The organism is Roseomonas sp. GC11, from assembly GCF_024437745.1.
GTDB lineage: Bacteria > Pseudomonadota > Alphaproteobacteria > Acetobacterales > Acetobacteraceae > Pseudoroseomonas.
Genome location: NZ_JANFNY010000001.1, coordinates 36,319 through 59,961, shown reverse-complemented (window position 1 = coordinate 59,961; position 23,643 = coordinate 36,319). Strand labels below are relative to the sequence as shown.

The 23,643-nt window shown below is 70.8% G+C and carries 22 protein-coding genes and 2 tRNA genes; 13 read left to right on the top strand and 11 right to left on the bottom strand.

Going from position 1 to position 23,643, the window contains the following annotated elements:
• Positions 1 to 6: 6 nt before the first annotated feature.
• On the bottom strand, positions 7 to 1,509 hold the full coding sequence (locus tag NON00_RS00275; RefSeq protein ID WP_256016239.1) for a tripartite tricarboxylate transporter permease: 1,503 nt from the start codon (positions 1,507 to 1,509) through the stop codon (positions 7 to 9).
• Positions 1,510 to 1,524: 15 nt separating this feature from the next.
• Positions 1,525 to 2,118: a hypothetical protein gene (locus tag NON00_RS00270; RefSeq protein WP_256016236.1), complete on the bottom strand. Its 594-nt coding sequence runs from the start codon at positions 2,116 to 2,118 to the stop codon at positions 1,525 to 1,527.
• Between the two features lie 380 nt (positions 2,119 to 2,498).
• Here NON00_RS00270 and NON00_RS00265 point away from each other — a divergent pair, with 380 nt between their 5' ends.
• Both NON00_RS00265 and NON00_RS00260 read left to right on the top strand, forming a co-directional pair.
• Positions 2,499 to 3,698, top strand: a complete 1,200-nt coding sequence (locus tag NON00_RS00265; protein ID WP_256016234.1) for a M20 family metallopeptidase — start codon at positions 2,499 to 2,501, stop codon at positions 3,696 to 3,698.
• 236 nt (positions 3,699 to 3,934) lie between these two features.
• On the top strand, positions 3,935 to 4,915 hold the full coding sequence (locus NON00_RS00260; RefSeq protein WP_256016231.1) for a ketopantoate reductase family protein: 981 nt from the start codon (positions 3,935 to 3,937) through the stop codon (positions 4,913 to 4,915).
• 112 nt (positions 4,916 to 5,027) lie between these two features.
• Here the strand turns inward: NON00_RS00260 and NON00_RS00255 are convergent, their stop codons facing one another.
• Positions 5,028 to 6,017, bottom strand: a complete 990-nt coding sequence (locus NON00_RS00255) for a DUF429 domain-containing protein (protein ID WP_256016228.1) — start codon at positions 6,015 to 6,017, stop codon at positions 5,028 to 5,030.
• Between the two features lie 14 nt (positions 6,018 to 6,031).
• Here NON00_RS00255 and NON00_RS00250 point away from each other — a divergent pair, with 14 nt between their 5' ends.
• Positions 6,032 to 6,583, top strand: a complete 552-nt coding sequence (locus NON00_RS00250; RefSeq protein ID WP_256016225.1) for a cytochrome b — start codon at positions 6,032 to 6,034, stop codon at positions 6,581 to 6,583.
• A 119-nt stretch (positions 6,584 to 6,702) separates the two neighbouring features.
• On the opposite strand, the gene NON00_RS00245 is transcribed toward NON00_RS00250, so the two are convergent.
• On the bottom strand, positions 6,703 to 6,909 hold the full coding sequence (locus NON00_RS00245) for a hypothetical protein (protein ID WP_256016222.1): 207 nt from the start codon (positions 6,907 to 6,909) through the stop codon (positions 6,703 to 6,705).
• Between the two features lie 133 nt (positions 6,910 to 7,042).
• Between NON00_RS00245 and NON00_RS00240 the strand changes: the two genes are divergently transcribed.
• On the top strand, positions 7,043 to 7,375 hold the full coding sequence (locus NON00_RS00240) for a DUF1491 family protein (protein ID WP_256016220.1): 333 nt from the start codon (positions 7,043 to 7,045) through the stop codon (positions 7,373 to 7,375).
• Entirely contained in the window at positions 7,372 to 8,040 is a 669-nt protein-coding gene (locus NON00_RS00235; RefSeq protein ID WP_256016218.1) for a glutathione S-transferase, read from the top strand. The genes NON00_RS00240 and NON00_RS00235 overlap by 4 nt, the downstream gene beginning before the upstream one ends.
• A 108-nt stretch (positions 8,041 to 8,148) precedes the next feature.
• Here the strand turns inward: NON00_RS00235 and NON00_RS00230 are convergent, their stop codons facing one another.
• On the bottom strand, positions 8,149 to 9,573 hold the full coding sequence (locus tag NON00_RS00230) for a M20 family metallopeptidase (RefSeq protein WP_256016215.1): 1,425 nt from the start codon (positions 9,571 to 9,573) through the stop codon (positions 8,149 to 8,151).
• Positions 9,574 to 9,705: 132 nt separating this feature from the next.
• Here NON00_RS00230 and NON00_RS00225 point away from each other — a divergent pair, with 132 nt between their 5' ends.
• Positions 9,706 to 10,059: a flagellar basal body rod C-terminal domain-containing protein gene (locus NON00_RS00225; protein WP_256016212.1), complete on the top strand. Its 354-nt coding sequence runs from the start codon at positions 9,706 to 9,708 to the stop codon at positions 10,057 to 10,059.
• Between the two features lie 78 nt (positions 10,060 to 10,137).
• Here the strand turns inward: NON00_RS00225 and NON00_RS00220 are convergent, their stop codons facing one another.
• On the bottom strand, positions 10,138 to 10,821 hold the full coding sequence (locus tag NON00_RS00220) for a Fe2+-dependent dioxygenase (protein ID WP_256016209.1): 684 nt from the start codon (positions 10,819 to 10,821) through the stop codon (positions 10,138 to 10,140).
• Positions 10,822 to 10,904: 83 nt separating this feature from the next.
• The gene (locus NON00_RS00215; protein WP_256016207.1) at positions 10,905 to 13,124 is read right to left on the bottom strand and encodes a TonB-dependent siderophore receptor; all 2,220 of its coding nucleotides are present in this window, start codon (positions 13,122 to 13,124) and stop codon (positions 10,905 to 10,907) included.
• A 134-nt stretch (positions 13,125 to 13,258) separates the two neighbouring features.
• Between NON00_RS00215 and NON00_RS00210 the strand changes: the two genes are divergently transcribed.
• The 7 genes from NON00_RS00210 to NON00_RS00180 all read left to right on the top strand — a co-directional run bounded on the left by NON00_RS00210 (position 13,259) and on the right by NON00_RS00180 (position 19,975).
• Positions 13,259 to 14,548 (top strand): imelysin family protein, encoded by a 1,290-nt coding sequence (locus NON00_RS00210; RefSeq protein ID WP_256016205.1) that lies wholly within the window; start codon positions 13,259 to 13,261, stop codon positions 14,546 to 14,548.
• A 155-nt stretch (positions 14,549 to 14,703) separates the two neighbouring features.
• Positions 14,704 to 16,080: a di-heme oxidoredictase family protein gene (locus tag NON00_RS00205; protein ID WP_256016203.1), complete on the top strand. Its 1,377-nt coding sequence runs from the start codon at positions 14,704 to 14,706 to the stop codon at positions 16,078 to 16,080.
• Entirely contained in the window at positions 16,080 to 17,219 is a 1,140-nt protein-coding gene (locus NON00_RS00200; protein ID WP_256016200.1) for an imelysin family protein, read from the top strand. The genes NON00_RS00205 and NON00_RS00200 overlap by 1 nt, the downstream gene beginning before the upstream one ends.
• A gap of 4 nt (positions 17,220 to 17,223) precedes the next feature.
• The gene (locus NON00_RS00195; protein WP_256016197.1) at positions 17,224 to 18,309 is read left to right on the top strand and encodes a DUF1513 domain-containing protein; all 1,086 of its coding nucleotides are present in this window, start codon (positions 17,224 to 17,226) and stop codon (positions 18,307 to 18,309) included.
• Positions 18,310 to 18,665: 356 nt separating this feature from the next.
• On the top strand, positions 18,666 to 18,869 hold the full coding sequence (locus NON00_RS00190; protein ID WP_256016195.1) for a hypothetical protein: 204 nt from the start codon (positions 18,666 to 18,668) through the stop codon (positions 18,867 to 18,869).
• A gap of 290 nt (positions 18,870 to 19,159) precedes the next feature.
• Complete coding sequence (locus tag NON00_RS00185; protein ID WP_256016192.1) at positions 19,160 to 19,609, top strand: DUF892 family protein; 450 nt, start codon at positions 19,160 to 19,162, stop codon at positions 19,607 to 19,609.
• A gap of 93 nt (positions 19,610 to 19,702) precedes the next feature.
• Positions 19,703 to 19,975, top strand: coding sequence for a hypothetical protein (locus NON00_RS00180; RefSeq protein ID WP_256016189.1), 273 nt, complete (start codon positions 19,703 to 19,705; stop codon positions 19,973 to 19,975).
• 60 nt (positions 19,976 to 20,035) lie between these two features.
• Here NON00_RS00180 and NON00_RS00175 read toward each other — a convergent pair.
• From NON00_RS00175 to mrdA, 4 genes are all read right to left on the bottom strand, one after another.
• Positions 20,036 to 20,111 (bottom strand) — tRNA-Lys (locus NON00_RS00175).
• Positions 20,112 to 20,159: 48 nt separating this feature from the next.
• A tRNA-Lys gene (locus tag NON00_RS00170) sits at positions 20,160 to 20,235 on the bottom strand.
• 77 nt (positions 20,236 to 20,312) lie between these two features.
• On the bottom strand, positions 20,313 to 21,458 hold the full coding sequence (gene rodA / locus NON00_RS00165) for a rod shape-determining protein RodA (protein WP_256016494.1): 1,146 nt from the start codon (positions 21,456 to 21,458) through the stop codon (positions 20,313 to 20,315).
• Positions 21,459 to 21,542: 84 nt separating this feature from the next.
• Positions 21,543 to 23,585 carry a penicillin-binding protein 2 gene (gene mrdA, locus NON00_RS00160; protein ID WP_256016186.1) on the bottom strand — a complete coding sequence of 681 codons (2,043 nt, stop codon included), beginning with the start codon at positions 23,583 to 23,585 and terminating at the stop codon, positions 21,543 to 21,545.
• Between the last annotated feature and the right edge of the window lie 58 nt (positions 23,586 to 23,643).

Here is a 23,643-nt window from a genome sequence, read left to right as displayed (position 1 = left end):
GCGGGCTCAGCCCGCCATCGCCGCTTCCTTCTTCTTGCGCATGCCGGGCAGCAGCATCAGGCCCAGCGCCAGGGCGGCCACCGCGAGCAGCACGGCGGAGATCGGCCGCTCGACGAAGACCGTCGGGTCGCCGCGCGAGAGCAGCATGGCGCGGCGCAGATGCTCCTCCATCATGGGCCCGAGCACGAAGCCCACCAGCAGCGGCGCCGGCTCCATCTTCAGCTTGGCGAAGACGTAGCCGAGGACGGAGAAGAACACCGTCTGGTAGACGTCGAAGACGCTGTTGTTGATGGAGTACACGCCGATCGCGCAGAAGGTGAGGATCGCCGGGTACATGTACTTGTAGGGCACCTGCAGCAGCTTCACCCACATGCCGATCAGCGGCAGGTTGATGACGAGCAGCATGACGTTGCCGATCCACATGGAGCAGATCAGGCCCCAGAACAGGTCCGGCTGGGCCTCCACCATGCGGGGGCCGGGCTGGATGCCCTGGATGATCAGCGCGCCCACCATCAGCGCCATGACGGCGTTGGAGGGGATGCCGAGCGTCAGCAGCGGGATGAAGCTGGTCTGCGCCGCCGCGTTGTTGGCGGCCTCGGGACCGGCGACACCCTCGATGGCGCCATTGCCGAACTCATGCCGGCCCTTCGAGATCTTGCGCTCCATCATGTAGGAGCCGAAGGAGGCCAGCGCCGCGCCGCCGCCCGGCAGGATGCCGAGGACGGAGCCGATCACCGTGCCGCGCAGCACCGCCGGCGTCGCGCGCTTCCACTCTTCCTTGGTCAGGAACAGGCTGCCGACCTTGGTGGAGAGGACGCTGCGGACCTCGGGGTTCTCGAGGTTCAGGATGATCTCGCCGATGCCGAAGACGCCCATGGCGATGGCGGCGAAGTTCAGCCCGTCCGACAGGTCGGGGATGCCGAAGGTGAAGCGCTGCTGGCCGGTCTGCACATCCGTGCCGACGAGGCCGAGCGCGACACCCAGCACCACCATCGCCACCGACTTCAGCACCGAGCCCTGCGCCAGCACGGCCGAGATGATGAGGCCGAGCAGCATCAGCGAGAAGTAGTCCGCCGGGCCGAAGGAAAGGGCGACCTCCGTCAGCAGCGGGCCGGAGGCGGCGACCAGGATGGTGGCGGCCGAGCCGGCGAAGAAGGAGCCGAGCGCCGAGATGGCCAGCGCCGCGCCGGCGCGGCCATTGCGCGCCATCTTGTAGCCCTCCAGCGTGGTCACCACGGAGGAGACCTCACCGGGCAGGTTCAGCAGGATGGCGGTGGTCGAGCCGCCATACTGCGCGCCGTAGTAGATGCCGGCGAGCATGATGATGGCGGTGGTGGCCGGCTGGCCGAAGGTGATCGGCAGCAGCAGCGAGATCGTCGCCACCGGGCCGATGCCCGGCAGCACGCCGATGGCCGTGCCGATCAGCGCGCCGAGCAGCGCGAAGAGCAGGTTGTCGAAGCTGAGCGCAACGCCGAAGCCATGCGCCAGATTGCTCAAAAGCAGGTCCATGGTGTCTCCGCGCCCTCAGAAGGTCGGCAGCACGTTCACGCGGATGTCGAGCTCGTGGATGAACACCCACCAGCACAGCGCCAGCAGGAACACCACGCAGCCGGCGACGCCGAGCGGACGATGATCGGGATCCGCCAGGGCGGCGACGATGACCATGGCGGTGATGGCGACGAACAGGCCACCCTGCTCCAGCAGGATGCCGAACAGCACCATCCCCAGCAGCACCAGGGCCAGTTTCCGCCAGCCCGGGCTGACCGCCAGCACGGCGAAGCCGATCGCCATGGCGATGCCGAGCGCGTACCAGTTGGCCGAAAGGGCCGGCATGGCCGCCAGCAGCGGATAGGCCACCAGCGTGGCGCCCGATCCGACCAGCAGCGTGGTGAAGTCCAGCTTCGTCCACTTCTCCAGCGGGTCCAGCCCGCCGAAGAAGGAGGCCGCGAGCACGATCCCCCCCAGGCCCAGCTCCAGCCAGAACACCAGCATCGGCATGTAGCCCGGCCCCATGCGGCGCGCCGAGCCCAGCGTGTGCTCCATGTTCAGCCACAACCCGACCGCTGCGAACAACACCAGCAGCAGGCCTGAGGCGAGGTCTTTTGCGTTGATCCTCATGCCGATCCCTTCTTGAACCCCGCGTGCGGCAGGCACGCGCCCCTCTACTTCCGACAACGAAAGCCGCGGCTTGCACCGCGGCCACCGATCCAGCGATCAGCCGTTGCCCAGGGCCCCACCCAGCAACTGCCAGGGCCCCCCTGTGTCAGGATGGAACCGCCGTGGCCACGCCATGCGGGCAGCCGGTCCTAAGGCCAGGCCATCTGCAGCGTGTTTCCACTTTCCACCCCTCCCCCTTCAGCGGAATGCGAGGCAACCTATGGCACGGGAATGGCCGCCGGCAAGGCAGCATCATTTACTTACCAAAAGTTCATTTTTGTGCGGCGCAATAAAAAAACTCTTCATGCGCCGTTCACAACGCGATCGGGATCCCCAACGCCATGACGAGTGAATTTCTGTTCAATGACCCCGCCGGCCCGCTCCGCCAGGCCGCCGCCAGCCTCGCCCCGCAGCTCATCGCCCTGCGCCGCGACATCCATGCGAATCCAGAGCTCGCCTTCGAGGAGGTCCGCACCGCCGGCCTCGTCGCCGCCGAGCTCACCCGCCTCGGCATCCCCCACCGCACCGGCGTGGGCCGCACCGGCGTGCTGGGCGTGATCGAGGGCGGCCGCCCCGGCCCGACGCTGGCCATCCGCGCCGACATGGACGCCCTGCCCATCCAGGAAGAGACGGGCCTGCCCTACGCCTCCACCGTGCCGGGGAAGATGCATGCCTGCGGCCATGACATCCACACCGTCACCCTGCTCGGCACCGCCGCCATCCTGAAGGAGCTGGCGCCGCGCCTGGCCGGGCGCATCCTCCTCGTCTTCCAGCCGGCGGAGGAAACCCTCCAGGGCGCCGCCGCCATGATCGCCGAGGGCGCGGCCGAGGGCATCGACCTCGCGCTGGGCTTCCACAACCATCCGGAGACGCCTGTCGGCCGCTTCGGCTTCGTGCGCGGCGCCTGCCTCGCCGCCTCCGACCTCTTCGACCTGACGCTGCGCGGCCGCTCCGGCCACGCCGCCCACCCCTATGCGGCGGTGGACCCCATCGTGGCGGCGGCGCATTTCGTCACCCAGGCGCAGACCATCGTCTCGCGCGAGGTCAAGCCGCTGCACCCGGCCGTCGTCACCATCGGCCAGTCGGTCGGCGGCACCACCTACAACATCATCCCCGAGCGCGTGCACCTGAAGGGCACCGTCCGCACCCTGCACCCCGAGGCGCGTGACACGGCCGAGGCCGCGCTCCGCCGCCTGATCCAGGGCATCGAGACGGGGATGCGCGTCTCCGCCACCTTCGAATACCGCCGCATGGTGCCGCCGCTCGTGAACAGCGACCGCGTGCTGGACCCCGCGCTGCGCTCGCTGGCCGCCCAGTTCGGGGCGGAGGCGCTGGTGGAAGGCCAGCCCAGCATGGGCTCGGAGGATTTCTCCGCCTTCGCCGAGCGCGTCCCCGCCTTCCAGCTCGGCATCGGCAGCGCCGCGCCGGGCCGCAGCGACCGCCTGCACAATGCCGATTACCAGCCGGATGAGGGCTGCATCCCGGCCGGGGTCGAGGCTCTCTCCCGCATCGCGCTCGACCTGCTGAGCCAGGCCGCCTGACTGTCTGTTTGAAAACCCTTGCCGCTTATGGCCTTGAGGGGGCTTTGCCCCCTCAAACTCCCCCAGCAGGGGACAGGGTCCCCTGCACCCGCCATCCGTTTAAAATTCAGACAAATGGGTTTCCAAAGGCCTCAGGCCTTTGGTGGGGAGAGTTTGAGAGGGGCAAAGCCCCTCTCAAGAGCGGGCGATCGGTTTTCAAACGGTCTCTGAGGCATCCAGAAACTGAAAGAAATCCCATGAAGATCTGCGTGTTCGGCGCCGGGGCGATCGGCGGCCATGTGGCGGTGCGGCTGGCCATGGGCGGGGCGGAGACCAGTGTCGTCGCCCGCGGCGCCCAGCTCGCCGCCATCCGCGAGAAGGGCCTGACCACCGTGGCGCCGGATGGCACCCACACCGCCCACGTCGCCGCCGGCACCGCGGCCGAGCTCGGGCCGCAGGATGCCGTCATCGTCACCGTCAAGGCCCCCGCCCTGCCCCAGGTGGCGGAGGCTATCGCCCCGCTGCTCGGGCCGCGGACGGTGGTGGCCTTCGTGATGAACGGCATCCCCTGGTGGTATTTCGACCGCCATGGCGGGCCGCTGGATGGCCGCCGCCTGCCCGCCGTGGACCCGGGGGATGCCATCCGCCAGGCCATCGGCGTGGAGCGCACCCTGGGCGGCGTGGTCTATGCCGCCTGCACCGTCACCGAGCCGGGGGTGATCAAGGTCGAGCACGCGAACAACCGCGTCATCCTGGGCGAGGTGGATGGCAGCGCCTCCCCCCGCGCCCAGGCCATCGCCGATGTGCTGAACCGGGGCGGCATCTCCGGCGAGGTCACCCCGGCCATCCGCCGCGAGATCTGGATGAAGCTGATGGGCAACCTCGCCCAAGGGCCCTTCACCATCCTCTCGCGCCAGGGCATCGGCGGCACGCTGGCGGACCCGGCGGTGCGCGCGGCCATCAAGCGGGCCATGCAGGAATCCATGGCCATCGCCGACGCCCTCGGCCAGGGCTTCGAATTCGACCTGGAGAAGCGCCTCACCGCCTCGGCCAGGCTGGCGCACAAGCCTTCCATTCTTCAGGACCTGGAGCTGGGGCGGCCGATGGAAATCGACGCCCTGTTCCGCGTGCCGCTGGAACTGGCCCGCATGGCCGGGGTGGAAACGCCGACGCTCGACCTCTCCGTGGCCCTCGCCACCCAGGCTGCCACGGCGGCGGGGCTGTATACGCCGGCGTGACCGCCTCCCTGGGAGGGTCCGCCCTCCCAGACCCAAACGGAAAGAAAACTGGGAGGGCTCCGCCCTCCCAGACCCTCCGGCCGGGGGGACAGGGTCCCCCCGGACCCCGCCATCAGTGAAGTTCCAAACTGAAAGCGGGGTCTGGGGGGATCTTATCCCCCCAGCCTTCCGGCAACGCCGTCTGCCCCAGCACCCAGCCTTCCCAGCGGCGGACCCACGGATCATCCGGCACGAAATCCGGCCGCGCGCCATCCAGCACCGCCACGACGCAGAGCAGGCCCAGCAGGCTGTCGAAACGGTCCTCACCAGGGGCATCGGCCCCGAAGCCCTCCTCGATCGCCCGGCGCAGCGGCGCGCCGGCCCGCACCCGCAGCCGGGCCAGCGCCGCGCGCAGTTCCGGCGCGGCGGCGCGGCGCACCTCCGGCACGCGCTTGCTGCCCGACAGGCGCAGGCCGAGATGGCGCAGCGCCTCGGCCGGGTAGACCTCCGCCAGCACCGCCCGCCCCGGCGCGAGCAGCGCATGCAGCCCGCCCTGGAACGGCCAGAGCCGCAGCGGCGCCCCCACCGACAGCGCCGGCGCCAGCCAGTCCCGCCAGGCGGAGATCGCCGCCTTGCCCGTCTGGTTGGCGCCCAGCGTCCAGAACAGCGGGGCACCGGCCGGGCGCTCAGGGGTGGCGAGGTCACACCAGCGGTTCAGCGCCGCCGGCCCCGCCAGCCCCAGCGCCGCGGCATGGGCGGCGCGCGTCATGCCGCGCAGGCCGCGCGCGGGGTAGAAGGGGCGCTCCGGCCCCACCGTCGCCAGGGTGGGGCTGACCAGGAAGAAATCCGGGCTGCCCGTCAGGCCGCGCAGGAAGGCAGGGAAATCCGCCTCGCGCCGGGTGGCGGCATGGCCGCGCGGCAGGCCCAGCGGCAGGTCCAGCCCCAGCACCACCGGCACGCCCTCGGCCAGCAGGGCGGCCACCAGGGCGGCGGGGTCACCCACCGGGCGCGGCGCCTCGGCCCGCCATTCGCCCCCACGCCGCCGCGCGATGCTGACCCAGCGCTTGCGCGGGTCCATGCTCCAATCCGCATGGGCGGCGATCAACGGTGTATCATCGGCCATCGGAGGAAACCCCCATGCGCTACACCCTCACGGCCCGGCTGCTGCACTGGGGCACCGCCCTGGCCCTGCTGATGGTCGGCCTGATCGGCCTGTGGCTCGCCTGGGCCGCGCCGGAGGACGAAGCCTTCAAGCTCCGTCTTTATAACCTGCATGAAAGTTTTGGGATCAGTCTTTTCACGCTGACCCTGCTGCGGCTGCTCTGGCGCTGGCGGAATCCGCCGCCGCCCATCACCCCGCCGCTGCCGCCGGCCATGGCCCGCCTGGCCTTCGCCACCCATGCCGCGCTCTACGCGCTGCTGCTGGCCCTGCCGCTGGTGGGGCTGATGGCGACCAATGCCTGGGGCTTTCCGCTGGCGGCCTTCGGGCTGCTGCCCATCCCCAGCCCGGTGGGGAAGAATGCCGCCCTGGCCCCGCTGCTCTCCACCCTGCACACCAGGCTGGCGCTCGCGCTCGGCCTGCTGGTGGCGCTGCATGCGGGCGCCGCGCTCTGGCACCATTGGGGGCGGCGGGATGACACCCTCACCCGCATGGGCTTCCGGCGCCCCGGCGGCGGGGAGGGGATTTGAAACGCACGGGGGACTCTTGAGAGGGGCTTCGCCCCTCTCAAACTCTCCCGACCAAAGGCCTGAGGCCTTTGGAAACCCACATGGGAGTCCCACCGGGCCGCGCGGCAGCCCGGGAAAAATCAGATGGGCTTCTGGGCCTTTTCGAGGAGGCGGGCGAAGAAGCCCGGCTTCTTCGGGGCGGCGGCGGCCTGGGCGGCCTTGCTGGCCAGGGCGTCGCGCTCCTGGGCCTTCATGCTCAGCCACTTCTCCAGGCTGACGCCGGCCTTGGCCGCGCGCTTCGCCTCATAGGCCCGCTGGCCCTCGCTCATCCGAACCTGTTCCGCCATACCATCCCCCGTCCTGCCCGGGGCGGCTTTCCCCGGGGTGTCCTGGCGGGTGGATGCCGCGCCGCGCGCCGCCGGGCAAGGGGGGTTCTGCAAGCCCCTTGCAAGCGGCGCGGGCTGCGTCACCTTGTCGGGCATGGAAGCGAAAGTGAAGGCCGGGCTCTGGGCCCAGATGGCGCTGCGGCTGGCCGACATAGCGGGCCGCCCTGGCATGGTGCTGCGCAAGGGGGACCCGGATTCGGGCGGCATCCTCTGCGTGCTGCGCGGGCGGGCGGGCTGCATGGTGCTGAGCCAGGCGCGCGATGGCGAGGGCCGCCCCGCCTGGGTCCGCGGCACCGGCAAGGACCCGGTGCCCGAAGCCCAGGCCGAGGCCTATGTGGAGCGGCAGGTGAAGCGCGACCCCGATCTCTGGGTGCTGGAATTCGAGGCGCCCGACCTCCTCCCCCCCTTCGAGGCGAAGATCCTGTGAGCGAGCTGACGATCCACCACCTCAACAACTCCCGCTCCCAGCGCGTGCTGTGGCTGCTGGAGGAGCTGGAGGTGCCCTATGCGCTGAAGCTCTACCAGCGCGACCCGAAGACGATGCGCGCCCCGCCGGAGCTGCGCGCGGTGCACCCGCTGGGCCGCGCCCCGGTGCTGACCGAGGGGCCGCACACGGTGGCGGAGACGGGGGCCATCCTCGAATACATCCTGGACCGCCATGATGGCGGCCGCCTGCGCCCGGCGGCGGGGAGCGAGGCGCATCTGCGCTACCGCTACTGGCTGCATTTCGCCGAGGGCTCGGCGATGCCGCCGCTGGTGATGACGCTGATCCTGCGCCGCCTGCCGGCGCAACTGCCCATCCTGCTGCGCCCGCTGGGCCGGGCCATCTCGCGCGGGGTGGAGAAGGGCTTCCTCGGCCCGCAGGTGAGCGACAACCTGGCCCTGATGGAGGCCGCGCTGGAACAGGGCTGGTTCGCCGGCGACAGCTTCTCCGCCGCCGATATCCAGATGAGCTTCCCGGTGGAGGCCGCCGCCAGCCGCTTCGGCCTCGCGGCCTGCCCCCGCCTGGCGGCGTGGCTGGAGCGCATCCAGTCCCGCCCCGCCTATCGCCGGGCGCTGGAGCGCGGCGGGCCCTACGCCTACGCCCGCTGAGCCGCGCGCCCTGCCCTTGAGAGGGGCTTCGCCCCTCTCAACTACCCCCCCTGATGGCGGGTGCAGGGGACCCTGTCCCCTGCTGGGGGTTAAGGGGGCAAAGCCCCCTCAGGCCGTCTCCGCCATCCTGATCGGCGGCATCAGGTCTGGCGGCAGCGGGCAGACATAGGGGTGCTCATCCGTGCGCCCCTTATGATCCGCCTTGGCCGCCGCGATCAGCCCCGGGTCGCGCAGCGCATCGACGGCGACGCCGGCCATGACCTTCGCCACATGCACCATGCCCTTATGCGCCAGGGGCGACTGGCCCTGGGCCGTGAGCTGCCAGGAATGCCCCGGCGTGCCGATGGCATAGGTGGCGCCGCGCGCCTGCACCGTGGGCACCGCCCAGGAGACATCGCCCACATCGGTGGAGCCGATCATGGCCACGCCCTTGGCCTCCAGCGGCACGATCTGGTCCGCCAGCGGCACGCCGCGGCGCAGCGGCATGCCGACGCGCTTGAAGGCGCTGGCGATGTCCTCATCGCTCAGGGTCTTCTGGATCTCGGCGGCGAAGGCGCGGTCGGCCTCGTCGAAGGGCGGCGGGCCGAGGCGGTCGAGATTGGCCTGCATCGCCTTCTCCAGCGGCAGGTTGCCGAGCAGGTTGGAGACGGCGGAGACCACCTTGGTGGTGACGCTGGTTTCCGTCATCAGCGCGGCGCCATCGGCGATCTTGCGCACGCGCGCCACCAGCGCCTGCAGCCCCGGCAGGTCGTTGGAACGGATGAGGTAGCGCACCGTGGCCTTGCCCTGCACGACATTGGGCGCGATGCCGCCGGCATCGAGATAGGCATAGTGGATGCGCGCATCGCTCGGCATATGCTCGCGCATGTAGTTGACGCCGACATTCATCAGCTCGACGGCATCCAGCGCGGAACGGCCGAGATGCGGCGCGGCGGCGGCGTGGCTGGAGCGACCGGTGAAGGTGAAGTCGATGCGCGTATTGGCCAGCGAGCGCGCCTCGTTCACCGCCGCCCAGGGCGCCGGGTGCCAGGAGATGGCGATGTCCACATCCTCGAAGCAGCCTTCGCGCACCATGAAGGCCTTGGCGGCGCCGCCCTCCTCGGCCGGGCAGCCATAATAGCGGACGCGGCCCGCGATGCCATTGGCGGCCAGCCAGTCCTTCACCGCCGTGGCGGCGAGCAGCGCGCCGGCGCCGAGCAGGTTGTGGCCGCAGCCATGGCCCGCGCCATCGCCCGGCAGGGGGCGGTGCTCGGCCACGCCGGCTTCCTGCGACAGGCCCGGCAGGGCGTCATATTCGCCGAGGATGGCGATGACCGGGCCGCCCTCCCCCGCCTCGCCCATCACGGCGGTGGGGATGCCGGCCAGATTCTCGGTGATGCGGAAGCCCTTGGCCTCCAGCATCGCCTTGTGCTCGGCGCAGGAGCGGCGCTCGGCATAGGCCAGTTCGGGCATCTCCCAGACGCGGTCGGACAGGCCGATCAGGTCCTCCTGATGGGCTTCGACCAATTGCCAGATCTGTTCGCTGTTCTGCACGGGGTGTCTCCGGGGCCCATGGCGGGGGGCCAGGGGCAGGCGGGGCAGAGCCTGCGTCCGGGGGGGCGGCTTGTCGAGGGGCGGCGGCACGTCCTTCACCGGGCGTAAAGAAATGTCCCATTAAATGGGAACATGTCTCTCACAGCGATCCAACCCGGCGGCCTGACGGCCGCCACGCAAGACGCCCTCTCCGGCCTGCGACAGGCGGAGGAATTGCTCACCGATACCGCCAGCGCGGTGGTCCGGGAGAGCACCAGCACCCAGGTGAAGGTGGTCACCGGCCCGCCGCCGGATGATTACGGGGACGCGCCACAGCGCCCCTCCACCGCCGAGCCGCAGCACGAAAGCAGCGGCCCGCCGGATTTCGATGTCGCCTATCACCAGATCGCCCTGGTCCAGGCGCAGCGGGCCTATGAGGCCAATATGTCCGTGCTGAACGCGGTGGACATCATGGGGCAGCGCCTGCTGCGCAGCCTCGGGCAGTAAGCGTCAGGGTCTTTGTTCTTTTTTGAAAAAAAGAACCAAAAAACTTTTTTCTGGAAAGGGGCTCGAAGGGTCCGGGCGTTACATCTCGACCCACTGGCGCAGCAGGTTGTGGTAGGCGGCGGTGACGCCCAGGACACCCGGATGGTCGTCCGGCAGCGCGGCACGGAGCTGCATGATGGACTTGTCCATCTCATGCAGCAGGCGGCGCTGGCTGTCCTCCTTCACCAGGGACTGCGTCCAGAAGAACGAGGCCCAGCGGCTGCCGCGCGTCACCGGCTCCACCCGGTGCAGGCTGGTGGCGGGGTAGAGCACCATATCGCCGGCCGGCAGCTTCACCCGCTGCGTGCCATAGGTGTCCTCGATCACCAGCTCACCGCCCTCATACTCCTCCGGCGCGCTGAGGAAGAGGGTGGAGGACACATCCGTCCGCAGCCGCACCCCCGTGCCGGGGACGAAACGCAGCGCGCTGTCCACATGCGCCTGGAAGGTCATGCCCACGTCATAGCGGTTGAACATGGGCGGATAGACCCGCAGCGGCAGCGCCGCGCTGGTGAAGAGCGGGTTGCGCCCGAGCGCGCGCAGCACCAGCTCGCCCAGCTCCCGCGCCTGGGGCGAGCCCTCGGGCACCTGGAGATTGCGCTTGGCCTGCTGCGCCTGCTCGCCAGCGGTGACGCGGCCATCCACCCATTCGGCGGCCTCCAGCACGCGGCGGCAATGGAGGACTTCATCGGGCGTCAGAACCTGGGGGAGGTGCACCAGCATGGCGGGCTCGCTCGGGAGGAGAAAACAGGAAAGGGGAGGCCGCGCGCGGCCTCCCCCCGGTCAGCATCCGGCCTGTGCCGGGCTCAGAAGTCGGCGGCCAGGGTGAACAGCACGGTGCGCCCGGCGGCCGGCACCACGCGGGAGCCGAACAGCGCGTCATAGTTCAGCGCGTTGCCGAGGTTGTAGCCATTCACCTGCACGCGCAGATGGTCGTTGATGCGGTGCGAGACCATGGCGTCGAAGGAAAGGTTGGACGGCGCCTCGGCGGTGTTGGCGGCATTCAGGTAGACCTGGCTGCGCCACGTCACGCCACCGCCGAGCGAGAGGTTCAGCGGCTCGCCCTTGTTGATGTCATAGGTCGTCCACATCGAGGCCGCCTGTTCCGGCACATACTGGACGCGCTTGCCGACATTGGCGGCGGTGGTGGACTTGCGGGTCTCGCTGTCCATCGCCGTATAGCTGGCGTTGATCGTCCAGTTCGCCAGGATCTGGCCGGTCAGGCCAACCTCGAAGCCCTGGTTCCGCTGCTCGTCCGCGGTCTGGGTGACGGTGCCGGTGGTGGCGTCCGTCTCCGTCGCGTTCGACTTGTCGATGCGGTACAGCGCGCCATAGAGGCCGAGCCGGTCGCCGAACAGGCCAACCTTGGCGCCGATCTCATATAGCGTGTTGCGCTCCGGGTCGAGATTGGCCGTGGTCGCCGAGGCCGTGCTGGGCTGCGTCGTGTAGAGCGAGCCGGGCGGCGTCGTCGAGGTCGAGTAGGTGGCGTAGAAAGTCTGGTTCGGACGCGGCTGCCAGATGATCGAGGCGCGCGGATCGACCCGCGTGCTCTCCGGGCTCAGGCTGGTGCGCGCATTGGTGCTCAGCGTCAGCGCGTCATACTCGACCTCGTAGCGGCTGATGCGCGCGCCGGCGAGGATGGAGAGTTCCGGCGTCAGCCACAGCCGCTCGTTGAGGAAGGCGGCATAGGTGTTGATCGTGGTCTCGCGCGTGTTGTTGACGCTGCCACGGTCCATCCACAGGTCGCCATCGCCGCCATAGATCGAGGCGGTGGCGCGGGTGTTGGCGTAGTTGTAGCCGGTGCGCTGGACGTTCTCGTGCGAGAGGTCGATGCCCGCGATCAGCTCGTTCTTCAGCCCGCCCAGCGTGAAGCGCGCGGTGGCCGAGGCCACGTTCTGCAGCGCCCAGGTGTCCTGGTGGTAGGGGTTGCCCGCGCCGCTGAGCGCAACCAGCGCCGGACGGCCGGCGAAGAAGTTGGTCAGGCAGGGATTGGCGGTGGTGCTGGGGCAGGACGCGATGGAATAGGCGAAGTCGCGCTCGATGAAGCTGAGGCGCGTATCGTTCTGCAGCGTCAGCCAGTCATTGGCCTTGTGCGTCAGGTTGGCGGTGAAGGTATCCACCGTCACCTTGTCGCGGTCGCTGTCCGTGCCGTACCAGGTGGAGCGCGGCAGGCCATACTCGGTGGCCGGGCGGCCGATCGTGGTGCCCGGCTTGGTGATCACCGGAATGCCCGCATCGGTCGTGTTGTTGTACTGGTAGTGCTGGTAATGCAGAATCAGCGTCGTGTCGGTGCCGAGGCCGAGGCCGAGCGAGGGCGCGATGCCGAAGCGGCGGCTGTCCACATTGTCGCGGTCCACCACGCTGCTCGACTGGCCCATGATGTTGAGCCGCAGCGCGCTGGTCTCGCCGATCTGCTGGTTCAGGTCGATCGTGCCGCGCGCATAGGGGCCCATGCCGCCCGTCGCCGTGGCCGAGTAGCTGTTGCCCAGGTGCGGCACCCGCGTGCCCACGGCGATGCCGCCGCCCACCGCGCCCGTGCCCAGCGCGAAGCCGGACGGGCCCTTGATGACCGAGACATCCTCATAGGTGAAGGCATCGCGCGTATAGGCGCCGAAGTCGCGCAGACCGTCGATGTAGATGTCGTTCTGCGCGGCGAAGCCGCGGATGCGGAACTGGTCGCCATTGACGCCGCCATTGCCCTCGCCGATCGACGAGGTGATGCCCGGCACGTTGCGCAGCGCCTGGTCCAGCGTGGTGACGTTCTGCTGCTCCATCACCTCGCGCGGGACGACGTTGATGAGCTGCGGCGTGTCCTGCACCGTGCCCGGCAGGCGGCCGATCGGCACCTCGCGCTGGAGCGTGTTCGCCGGCGCCGCGCCCTGCACGTCCACGGAGGGAAGGGAAACCGCGTCATTCGCCGCCGGAGTGGCCGCGCCCTGCGCCAGGGCCGCGCCCGGCAGGCCAAGCGCCAGACCCGCCACCCACGCGGCCTGCCCGGCTGCCTGCTTTCCGCTCTGCCTGTTCATGCTGCTTCCTGAGAATGAGAATGCTTCGCAGCTTCTATGTGACGGGCTGTAACGGGTCAATGCCCTGCGCAGCTATCTTGCAAATGAGAGTGGCTTGCAATACCCCCGCCGCACCTAAAGACCGGAGACACGCCATGCAGCGCCGCACCCTGGCCGCCGGATTCGTCCTCCTCCCCGCCACCCTCCTGGCCGGGCAGGCCCAGGGACAACAGGGCGGGGCGCAGCAGGCGGGCGGCAGCGCCGAACAGCGCGCGGTGCTCCGCTTCTACGCCGATCTCGGGCAGGCCATGTTCGAGGATGCCCTCACCGCCGCCCGCGCCCTCCAGGCCGCGATCGGGCACTTCCTCGCCACCCCCTCGGAACAGGGCCTCGCCGCCGCCCGCCGCGCCTGGGTCGCCGCCCGCGCGCCCTACGCCCCCACCGAGGCCCTGCGCTTCGGCAACCCGGAAATGGACGAGCGCGAGGGCAATGTGAATGCCTGGCCGCTCGATGAAGGGCTGATCGACAAGGTCGATCCCCGCTACGGCACGGAAAGCGACGAGAACCCGCTCTACACCGCCAACATCATCGCCAGCCGCAGCCTCGCCTTCGCCGGCGAGACGCATGACCTCTCCACCCTGACGCCCAGGCTCCTGCGCGACCTGCACCAGGCCGCCGGGGTGGAGGCGAATGTCACCCTCGGCTACCACGCCATCGAGTTCCTGCTCTGGGGGCAGGACCTGCACGGCACCGGCCCCGGCGCGGGGGAGCGCCCCTTCACCGACTACACCACCGCCGACCATGCCGGGCGCCGCGGCCAGTATCTCCGCATCGCCGCCAGCCTCCTGGTGGAGGATCTGGAGGATATGCTGGCGCAGTGGCAGCCGGGTGGCGCCATCCGCCGGCGCCTCGCCGCCAGCCCGGCACCGCAGGGCATCGCCGGCATGGTCACCGGCATCGGCAGCCTCGCCTATGGCGAGTTGGCGGGGGAGCGCATGAAGCTCGGCCTCCTCCTGCACGACCCGGAGGAGGAGCAGGACTGCTTCTCGGACAACACCCACAACAGCCATCGCGGCAATGTGCTCGGCATGGCCGCCATCTGGCGCGGGGAATGGACGCGGCTGGATGGCACCACCCTGCGCGGCCCGAGCCTGCGCAACCTCGTGGACCGCGCCAATCGCCGCCTGCGGGAGGAGGTGGATGCCCGCTTCGCCACCACCCTCGCCGCCTTCGACGCCCTCCGCCAGCGCGCCGAGACCACCGAGGCCTATGACCAGATGCTGGCCGAGGGGAATACGGCGGGCAATGCCACCATCCAGGCCGGGATCGATGCCCTGCTGGCGCTGACCCGCAGCATCGAGCGCGTCGCGGCGGCACTGAAGCTGCCCGCCATCCGCTTCGAAGGCTCGGACAGCCTCGACGACCCGGCCAAGGTGTTCAAGTGATCCGGGGAGGCTCCGCCTCCCCAGACGACTCCATCACTCTGGGGAGGGCTCCGTCCTCCCCAGACGAACCCATCACTCTGGGGAGGGCTCCACCCTCCCCAAACGACCCTATCACTCTGGGGAGGGCTCCGCCCTCCCCAGACCCCTCCGCCGGGGTGGCAGGGCCACCCCGGACCCCGCCTTCCGTATGGGGGCTGCTGCTGGCCTGCCTCGCCCTGCCAGCGGCGGCGCAGGCACCGCGCGACGCCTTCCGCCAGCCGGACGCACCGCTCGGGCTGGAATTCCGCCTCGGGGAAAGCGTCTTCCGCCGCCTCTGGGTGGAGGCGCCCAGTTCCACCCGCCACGCCGACGGGCTGGGGCCGCTCTATAACGCCCGCTCCTGCCAGAGCTGCCATCCCCGCGCCGGGCGCGGCCCCCGGCCGGAGGGAGAGGAACCGCCCGCCGCCCTCATCCTCCGCCTCTCCGTGCCGCCCGCCACACCGGAACAACAGGCGCTGCTGGAGACCCACCGCGCCAGCACCATCCCGGATCCGTCTCTCGGCACGCAGCTCCAGCCCCTCGCCACGGCCGGGCTGCGCGGGGAAGGGCGCGTCCGACTGCGCTGGCACACGGAAGAAAAAACCCTCGCGGATGGCACCCGCATCCCGCTGCGCCGGCCGGAACCCCGGCTGGAAGGCCCCGCCGCGCCGGGGCGCAGGCTCTCCCTGCGCATGGCCCCCGCGCTGATCGGCCTCGGCCTGCTGGAACAGGTGCCCGAGGCCGCCCTCCTCGCCCTCGCCGACCCCACGGACCGCGATGGCGATGGCATCCGTGGCCGCCTCAACCGTGTCTGGAGCCAGGCGGAAGGGCGCGTCCTGCCCGGCCGCTTCGGCTGGAAGGCCGGCGAGGCCACCCTGGCCGACCAGAACGCCGCCGCCTTCTCGGCCGATCTCGGCCTCTCCACCCCGCTGCGCCCCGCCCCCTGGGGCGATTGCACCGCGGCCCAGCCGGAATGCCGCGCCGCCCCCCACGGCCTCACCCCCCACGGCCCGGCCTCGGCGGAGGAGAGCGAGGTGGAACCGCGCCTCTTCGCCCTGCTCACCCTGTTCACCCGCCATCTGGCCGTGCCGCCGCGCCCGCCGGCGCCAGGGCCAGGGGTGGCGCCAGGGGTCGGGCGGGAGGTGGCGCGGGGGGAGAAGCTGTTCGCCAGCCTCGGCTGCGGCGCCTGCCACCGCCCGCGCCTGCCGCTGCCCGATGGCCGCGCCATCGCTCCCTATACCGACCTGCTGCTGCACGACATGGGCGAGGCCCTGGCCGACCACCGCCCGGAAGGCGAGGCCGGCGGGCGGGACTGGCGCACACCGCCGCTCTGGGGCCTGGGGCGGGTGGCGGCGGTGTCCGGCCCGCCGGGGCTGCTGCATGATGGCCGGGCCCGCTCTGTGCTGGAGGCCATCCTGTGGCATGGTGGCGAGGCCCTCCCCGCCCGCGAGCGGGTGCGGGCCCTCCCCGCCGCCGACCGCGCGGCCCTGCTGGCCTTCCTGGATTCACTCTGATGCCGCTGTCCCGCCGCGCCGTCGGCCGCGCCACGCTCAGCCTCCCCTTGGGCCTCCCCTTGGGCCTCCCCTTGGGCCTCCCCCTGCTGCTGCGGGCCGGCCCCGCCCGCGCCGTGCCGGATGATGCCGCCTGCCGCGCCCTCAATCGCACGGCGGTCGAGGCGGTGCTGCTCCCCGCCCAGTCCCGCTTCACCGAGGCCACCCTGGCCCTGGCGGCGCGGCTGGACGAGCTGTCCCGCACCGCGCGGGAGGAGGCCGCCCTGGCCGCCGCGCGCGCCGCCTTCCGTGCCGCGATGCTCGCCTGGCAGGCCATCCAGCCGCTGCGTGCCGGGCCGGTGGCGCTGTTCAGCCGGCATGAGCGCATCCAGTTCTGGCCCGACCCGCGCAATGCCATCGGGCGCGACCTCGCCACCGCCATTGCCGCGCGCGACCCGGCGGCGCTGGAGGCGCGCCCCAACAGCCTGGGGCAGGTCACCACCCAGGGCCTGCCCGCCGCCGAGCGCCTGCTTTACGGGGATGAGGCGGTGGCGCGGCTGCGCGCCGGTGATGCCGAGGCCGCCTATCGCCTCGCCCTGCTGCGCGCCATCGGCGCCAATCTGGCGGAACTCGCCCGCGCCATCCTGGCCGGCTGGACGGGCGGGGAGCACCCCTTCGCCGCCGCCCTGGCCGAGCCGCGCGCCCCCTACGCCACCCCGCGCGAGGCGACGCTGGAACTCTTCAAGTTTCTGTATGCCGCCATCGAGGCGGTGGCGGACCGCAAGCTGGGCCGCGCCCTCGGCGGTTCCGCCGCAGCCGCCCGGCCGCAGGGGCTGGAATGCTGGCGCAGCAGCCTCTCCGGCCCGGCGATCCAGGCCAACCTCGCCACCGCCCGCGCGCTCTTCGACACCGCCTTCGCCCCCGCGCTGCGGGCGGGCGGGGAGGAGGCGCTGGCCGGCCTGCTCGGCCGCGCCTTCGCCCAGCTGGCGGCCAGCGCGGCGGCGCTGCCCCTGCCGCTGGAGGCCGCCCTCTCCGACCCCGCCCGGCGCGAACCCATCCAGGCCGTGCAGCGCGAGGCCGCGGCGCTCAAGGCGCTGCTCGCCCAGCGCATGTCGCCGGCGCTGGATATCCCCCTCGGCTTCAACGCCCTGGACGGGGACTGACCCGGTGCGGCGGCGCGAACTCCTCCTGGCCACGCTGCTCGCCAGCCGGCCCCTCGCGGCGCGGGCGGAGGAGGAGGGGCTGCTGCTCGGCGCCTGGCGGGAGGCGGCGTTGGGCCAGGATCATGCCGGCGCCCTCTCCCCGGCGACGGGGCGCGTGGTGCTCGACCTCGGGCTGGAGGCGCGCGCCCATGGCTTCGCCGCGCATCCCACCCGCCCCTGGGTGGTGGTCTTTGGCCGCCGCCCGGGCTGGGAGGCCCTGGCCGCCGATCTGGCGCGCGGCACGGTGACGCACAGCTTCGCCCCGCCAGAGGGCCGCCATTTCAATGGCCATGGCCTGTTCTCGCCCGATGGCCGACTGCTCTATGCCAGCGAAACCCGCATCGAGGACGGGGCGGGGCTGCTCGGCGTCTATGACGCCGCCGGGGATTTCCGCCGGGTGGCGGAATTCGCGACGGGCGGGCGCGACCCGCATGAGCTGCGCCTCTCCCCGGACGGCACGGCGCTGGTGGTGGCGAATGGCGGCATCCTGACCCACCCGGATGCGCCGCGCGCCAATCTGGACCCGGAGCATATGGACCCTTCCCTGGTCCATCTCGACCCGCGCGACGGGCGGCGCCTGTCGGTGGCGCGCTTCGCGCCGGAATGGTCACGCCTGTCCATCCGGCATCTGGCGCCGGTGCCGGGCGGCACCGCCGTGGCCATGCAGTATGAGGGCGATGAGCGCGCGCCTGTGCCGCTGCTGGCGGTGCAGCAGGGCGCCGGCCCGCTGCGCCCGCTGGATCTGCCGGAGCCGATGCGCGCCGCCTGCCGCAACTATATCGGCAGCGTCGCCACCGATGCGGCGGGGCGCGTGCTGGCCGCGACCAGCCCGCGCGGGGGTGTGGCGCTGTTCTGGGATCTGGCGGAGGGCCGGGCGCTGGGCATGGCGCGGCTGGAGGATGTCTGTGGCCTGGCGCCCGCGGCGGTGCCGGGGCGCTTCCTGCTGGCCAGCGGGCAGGGCGCGCTGGTCGAGGCGGCCCATGATGGCACGCTGCTGCGCAGCGTGCCGGGACCCCGGCGCGCCTGGGACAATCATTTGTTGAGATTATAATTCCCCCAGGATTTTTTAATTTCGTATTGCGCCCTGGCTCTCCAGCGAGCGGCAAAATGGAAAAAGTTTTTTGGTTCTTTTTTCCAAAAAAGAACATTTCTTTTCATAAATTCTTCACCCTCCCCCTACCTCACGCCCCTCAACCAAAAGTGAAGCGGCGCCCGGAATTCTTCCCGCGCCACGGCATGCAACACATTCCCGTTCTGCAAGGCCCGGAGGGGCTTTCGCTGTTGCATCGGCCCGGCCGGGCGGGCATTTGAGCCGCCCCGGACGCCGGCCCCTGTGGCGGCGCCCGGCTGGCTGCTTCCTTTTCCCTCCCCCGTGGCAGGGCCGCCGGCCCGCCCCAGGATTGTGTCATGATCAGATCCCGGCCCGTCGAGATTGACGGCCGCCTTGTCGGAATTGCCATCGCCCAGGATGGAGCGTGGCGTTTCCATGCGACGGACCCCGCCGCCAGCGCGGCGGAGGGCCAGACTTTCCCTGGCCTGCCCGAGATGCAGCGCCGTGTGCATGCCGCGGTGATCGAAAGCCGCCTGCCACCCTTGCGCCGCCCCGCCTGAGGGCGGCCCCCGGGCGCCGCCCGGCTCTTTCTGGCCGGGGGGCTCCTGGCCTTCTTCTCGTTGCGAGAGAAAGAAGAACCGGGAGGGCGCTGCCCCCCGGACCCTAACTGATAGAAAACTGGGAGGGCGCTGCCCTCCCAGACCCTCCGGCCGGGGTGGCAGGGCCACCCCGGACCCCGCCTTCCGTCTTCAAGCCCTCTTCGGACAGCCTCGGGAACGCCGGGGACATGGCCCGGTTCTGTCTCGGCACGCGCCCCCACGGCGCCCATCCATCCGAGAGGAAACAGAGCATGGTCACCACCGTTGGCACCGAAACCACCTTCCCCCGGCTGGTCCGCAACCTGCTCCTGCTGGAGCATGACGCCATCGCCGCCTATGAGCAGGCCATCGCCCGCCTCGACAACCCGGCCTTCAAGCAGCAGATCGCCGCCTTCAGGAGCGACCATGACCGGCACGTGCAGGAACTGACCCGCATCGCCGACAGCCTGGGCACCGAAGCGCCCCTGGAAGGCGACGCCAAGAAGCTCCTCACCACCGGCAAGGTCGCCCTCGCCAGCCTGCTGGGGGATAGCGCCACCCTGATGGCCATGCGCTCCAACGAGGAAGACACCATCACCGCCTATGAGCGGGCCTGCCAGCACAGCACCGTGCCAGCCGAGGCCCGGCGCCTCTTCGAGCAGGCCCTGCAGGATGAGCGTCGCCACCACGCCTGGATGGACCAGACCGCCAAAGCCGCCTGAGGCCCCTGCCCCGGCCAGCACGGAAACGGGCACGGGCAGGCATCACGCAAACGCGCCTTGCGGCGGGGGGGCTTTGCCTGCTCATCTGGGCGGGTGACGCATCATGCCCCCCCCCGTGGCGGCACCTTTCCCGATCCCGCGCCGGCATCGCTTCCGGTCTGGATCCCGAAGCTGTCAGACCTCACCCTCTGCCTGAGCGGATATCCCATCCGCATCCGCCTGCATGTCGGGCGGGCCCGGCCCTATACGCTGGAATGTGATGGGGAGGCGGAGCGGCTTTATTTCTCGCTCGGGCAGGCGCGCATCGATGCGCTGCGCAGCGCCGCATGCTGGGATGCGCGCGTGGCTCTGGCCCTGGCGGAGTAGGAGGCCCCTGGCCTCAACCCCGCGCCGTCATGTCTTGGAAAAACTGGGAAAGAGGTCCGGTGGTGGGCGCACTAGGGCTCGAACCTAGGACCCGCTGATTAAGAGTCAGCTGCTCTACCAACTGAGCTATGCGCCCGGACCGGGATGAGGCTTTTGCCTCAGAACATCCCACAAAAAGGTGGGTTGGTGGGCGCACTAGGGCTCGAACCTAGGACCCGCTGATTAAGAGTCAGCTGCTCTACCAACTGAGCTATGCGCCCCACCGGGAAGAAGCGGCGTTTGCCTCGTCTTCCGTGGGGGCGGCTTTTAGCGGATCCAGCGCGGAGCGCAACCCCTTTCATTCACGGGCTGCGCCAAATTCTGCATTTCTGTGAACCCAGACGGAGAGCAGCAGGCCGAAGCCGACCATGGTGGTCAGCATGGCCGAGCCACCATGGCTGATGAGCGGCAGCGGCACGCCGCCCACGGGGATGCTGCCCGTCACCATGGCGATGTTGACGAAGATATACAGAAAAAAATTGACCCCGAGCCCGACCGCCACCAGCCGCCCGAACTGGTGCCGGCAGCGCAGCGCGACGAGCAGGGCGAAGGCCACCACCAGCGCCAGCAGGGCCAGCACCGTCAGCGCGCCGACCAGGCCGAATTCCTCCGAGATCATGGTGAAGATGAAGTCCGTCTGCTTCTCCGGCAGGAAGTTCAGGTGGCCCTGCGTGCCCTGGAGGAAGCCCTTGCCCCAGAGCCCGCCCGAGCCCAGCGCGATCTTCGACTGGATGATGTTGTAGCCGGCGCCCAGCGGGTCGCTCTCCGGGTCGAGGAAGGTCTGGATGCGGGCGCGCTGGTAGTCGTGCAGGTGCTCATAGGCGATGGGGGCGATGCCCATGGCGGCGCCGATCAGGATGGCGAATTTCCACCACCGCACCCCGGCCGCCCAGAACACCGCGCCGCCGATCATCAGCGTGATCATGCCGGTGCCGAGGTTGGGCTGCTTCAGGATCAGCCCCACCGGCACCAGGGTCGCGATCACCGGCGGGATGAGGAAGAGCGGGTTGCCCACGCGCTCCCAGCTCGCCCGGTGGAACCAGTGGGCGAGCGCCAGGACCAGCATGATCTTCATCAGCTCGGAGGGCTGGAGCTGGATGGGGCCGAGCTCCACCCAGCGCTGCGCGCCCTTGCCCACCTGGCCATGCACCGCCACCAGCACCAGCAGGCCGAGGCCGAAGAGCCAGCCCACCCAGGAGAGCCGCGCGATCACCCGCACATCGATCATGGCGATGGAGAGCATCATCACCACGCAGAAGCCGAAGCGCAGGGCGTGGCGGCTGGCATAGGGCTCGGGCGCCCCGCCGCCGGCGGAGTAGAGCGCCACATAGCCCGCCGCCGCGATGGCGCAGAGCAGCAGGACGAAGGTCCAGGGGATCAGCCACAGCTTTTCCAGCACGCCGGCCCCGCGGTCGCGGGTCAGCAGGCGGCGCTCGAAGACCATCATGGGTGGTTCACCACAGGGTTCGGAACAGGGAGAGGCGGGACAAGGAGGGGCGGGCCACGCCGCCGCCCTGGCGAGCCGGCCTCAGCGGCGGGGCGGCGCATCGGGCCGGGAGGAATCAGAACGGGAGGGATCAGAACGGGAGGGATCAGAACGCGAAGGCTCGACGCGGGCGGCATCGGCGCGGGGGGCGGCGGGCCGGGCCGCGGGCGGGGCCTCGGCCAACTGCGGGCCGGCCGGCGCCGCCTCGGTGGTGCGGCCGGGCGCCCCGGGGGTGCCGGGCGGCTGCGCCACCGGGGTGGCCGGCTGCGGGCGCAGGCGGTTCATCACATCCACCATCACGTCCCGCGCCAGCGGCGCGGCGGCGGCGCCGCCGCTGGTGCCGTGCTCCACCACCACGGAGATGGCGTATTGCGGGTTGTCATAGGGGGCGAAGGCGACGAAGAGCGCATGCGGGCGCCATTCGCGCGGCTGGTTCTCCGCCCGATAGCCGCGCTCGCGCTGCTCGCGCGTCACGCGGCGCACCTGGGTGGAGCCGGTCTTGCCCGCCAGCACGCCATAGCCGGGGGGAAGCCTGGCGATCTTGGCGGTGCCGCCCTCCTCGTTCACCACGGCCCACATGCCCTCGCGCACCAGGCGCAGGTCGCGCTCGGGGATGCCGAGGCTCGGCCAGTCCTCCGCCCGCACGCCGCGCACCGTGCGGCCGCTGATGGCATGGGTGAGGTGCGGCTGCACGGCGCGCCCGGTGGCCAGCCGCGCCGTCATGGTGGCCAGCGAGAGCGGGGTCAGCTGATAAAAACCCTGGCCGATGCCATGCACCACCGTGTCGCCCAGGTTCCAGGGCTTGCCCTGGGCCTGGCGCCATTCGCGCGTCGGCACGAAGCCGGCCTTGGTGCCCGGCAGCTCGATCTCCAGATCGACGCCGAGGCCCAGGCGCCGCGCCATGGCGGCGATGCGGTCGATGCCGACGCGCTTGGCCACCTCATAGAAATAGACGTCGCAGGAGTTCTTCAGCCCGCCGCGCAGGTCGAGATTGCCGTGGCCGCTGCGCAGCCAGCAATGGAAGCGGCTGTCGCCCAGGTCGTAATGGCCGGGGCAGAAGATGCGCTCGCCCGGCGTCACCACCTTGGCCTCCAGCGCCGCCAGCCCGACCACCATCTTGAAGGTGGAGCCGGGGGCGTAGAGGCCGTTGGTCGTCTTGTTGATCAGCGGGGTGGAGCGGTTGCGCGTCCATTCCCGCCACTGGGTGGCGGAGATGCCGGAGCTGAACAGGTTGGGGTCGAAGCTGGGCTGGCTGGCCATGGCCAGCACCTCGCCATTGCGCGCGTCCATGACGACGACGCTGGTGCCCTCCTCGATCCGCGCGCGCACGGCCTTCTGCAGCTCGGCATCGATCGAGATCTGCACATCCTGGCCGCGCGTGCCCTCGCGCCGGTCCAGCTCGCGGATGACGCGGCCGACGGCGTTGACCTCCATCTGCACCGTGCCGGCGCGGCCGCGCAGCAGGCGGTCATGGTGCTTCTCGATGCCGGAGCGGCCGACGCGGATGCCGGGCAGGGCCAGCAGCGGGTCGCCATCGATGTCGCTTTCCGCCGGCGGGGCGACATAGCCCACCACATGCGCCAGGTGCTCGGTATAGGGGTAGAAGCGCGTGGTGCCGACATCGACGCTGATGCCCGGCAGGTCCGGCGCGTTCACCTCGATCTTCGCCATCTCCTCCCAGGAGAGGAATTCGCGCACCACGACGGGGACGAAGCGGCGGCGGCGGCGGATGTCGCGCTCGATGCGGCCGCGCTCGCTCTCGGAGAGCGGGATGATGCGGGAGAGCGTCTCCAGCGTGGCCGCCACGTCCTGGGTCTGCTCGGCGGTCAGCAGCACGCGCCAGTTGAGGTCGTTGGCGGCGATGACGCGGCCATCGCGGTCCATCACCCGGCCGCGCGGCGGGGCGAGCAGGCGGGTGGAGACACGGTTCTCCTCCGCCATGGTGGCGTAGCGCTCGCCCTCCTGCACCGTCAGCTTCTGCAGCCGGTAGGACAGGAAACCGAACAGCCCGAGCTGCCCCGCGCCCAGCAACAGGGCGCGGCGGGTGAACACGCTGCGGCGGCGCTCTTCCTCGCGCTTGCTCAATCTCCGCTCCCGCTTGTCATGCCGGCCGGCCCCCGCCTCGGGTGGCCGCCCGCGAAGC

Excerpts from the sequence above, each read along its gene's own strand:
- NON00_RS00245 (WP_256016222.1), bottom strand. The coding sequence starts at position 6,909 with ATGGCGGAACAGGTTCGGATGAGCGAGGGCCAGCGGGCCTATGAGGCG.
- NON00_RS00240 (WP_256016220.1), top strand. The coding sequence starts at position 7,043 with ATGGAAGCGAAAGTGAAGGCCGGGCTCTGGGCCCAGATGGCGCTGCGG.
- NON00_RS00275 (WP_256016239.1), bottom strand. The coding sequence starts at position 1,509 with ATGGACCTGCTTTTGAGCAATCTGGCGCATGGCTTCGGCGTTGCGCTC.
- NON00_RS00250 (WP_256016225.1), top strand. The coding sequence starts at position 6,032 with ATGCGCTACACCCTCACGGCCCGGCTGCTGCACTGGGGCACCGCCCTG.
- NON00_RS00190 (WP_256016195.1), top strand. The coding sequence starts at position 18,666 with ATGATCAGATCCCGGCCCGTCGAGATTGACGGCCGCCTTGTCGGAATT.
- NON00_RS00265 (WP_256016234.1), top strand. The coding sequence starts at position 2,499 with ATGACGAGTGAATTTCTGTTCAATGACCCCGCCGGCCCGCTCCGCCAG.
- NON00_RS00185 (WP_256016192.1), top strand. The coding sequence starts at position 19,160 with ATGGTCACCACCGTTGGCACCGAAACCACCTTCCCCCGGCTGGTCCGC.
- NON00_RS00220 (WP_256016209.1), bottom strand. The coding sequence starts at position 10,821 with ATGCTGGTGCACCTCCCCCAGGTTCTGACGCCCGATGAAGTCCTCCAT.
- NON00_RS00225 (WP_256016212.1), top strand. The coding sequence starts at position 9,706 with ATGTCTCTCACAGCGATCCAACCCGGCGGCCTGACGGCCGCCACGCAA.
- rodA (WP_256016494.1), bottom strand. The coding sequence starts at position 21,458 with ATGGTCTTCGAGCGCCGCCTGCTGACCCGCGACCGCGGGGCCGGCGTG.
- NON00_RS00255 (WP_256016228.1), bottom strand. The coding sequence starts at position 6,017 with ATGGCCGATGATACACCGTTGATCGCCGCCCATGCGGATTGGAGCATG.
- NON00_RS00210 (WP_256016205.1), top strand. The coding sequence starts at position 13,259 with ATGCAGCGCCGCACCCTGGCCGCCGGATTCGTCCTCCTCCCCGCCACC.
- NON00_RS00200 (WP_256016200.1), top strand. The coding sequence starts at position 16,080 with ATGCCGCTGTCCCGCCGCGCCGTCGGCCGCGCCACGCTCAGCCTCCCC.
- NON00_RS00270 (WP_256016236.1), bottom strand. The coding sequence starts at position 2,118 with ATGAGGATCAACGCAAAAGACCTCGCCTCAGGCCTGCTGCTGGTGTTG.
- NON00_RS00260 (WP_256016231.1), top strand. The coding sequence starts at position 3,935 with ATGAAGATCTGCGTGTTCGGCGCCGGGGCGATCGGCGGCCATGTGGCG.
- NON00_RS00215 (WP_256016207.1), bottom strand. The coding sequence starts at position 13,124 with ATGAACAGGCAGAGCGGAAAGCAGGCAGCCGGGCAGGCCGCGTGGGTG.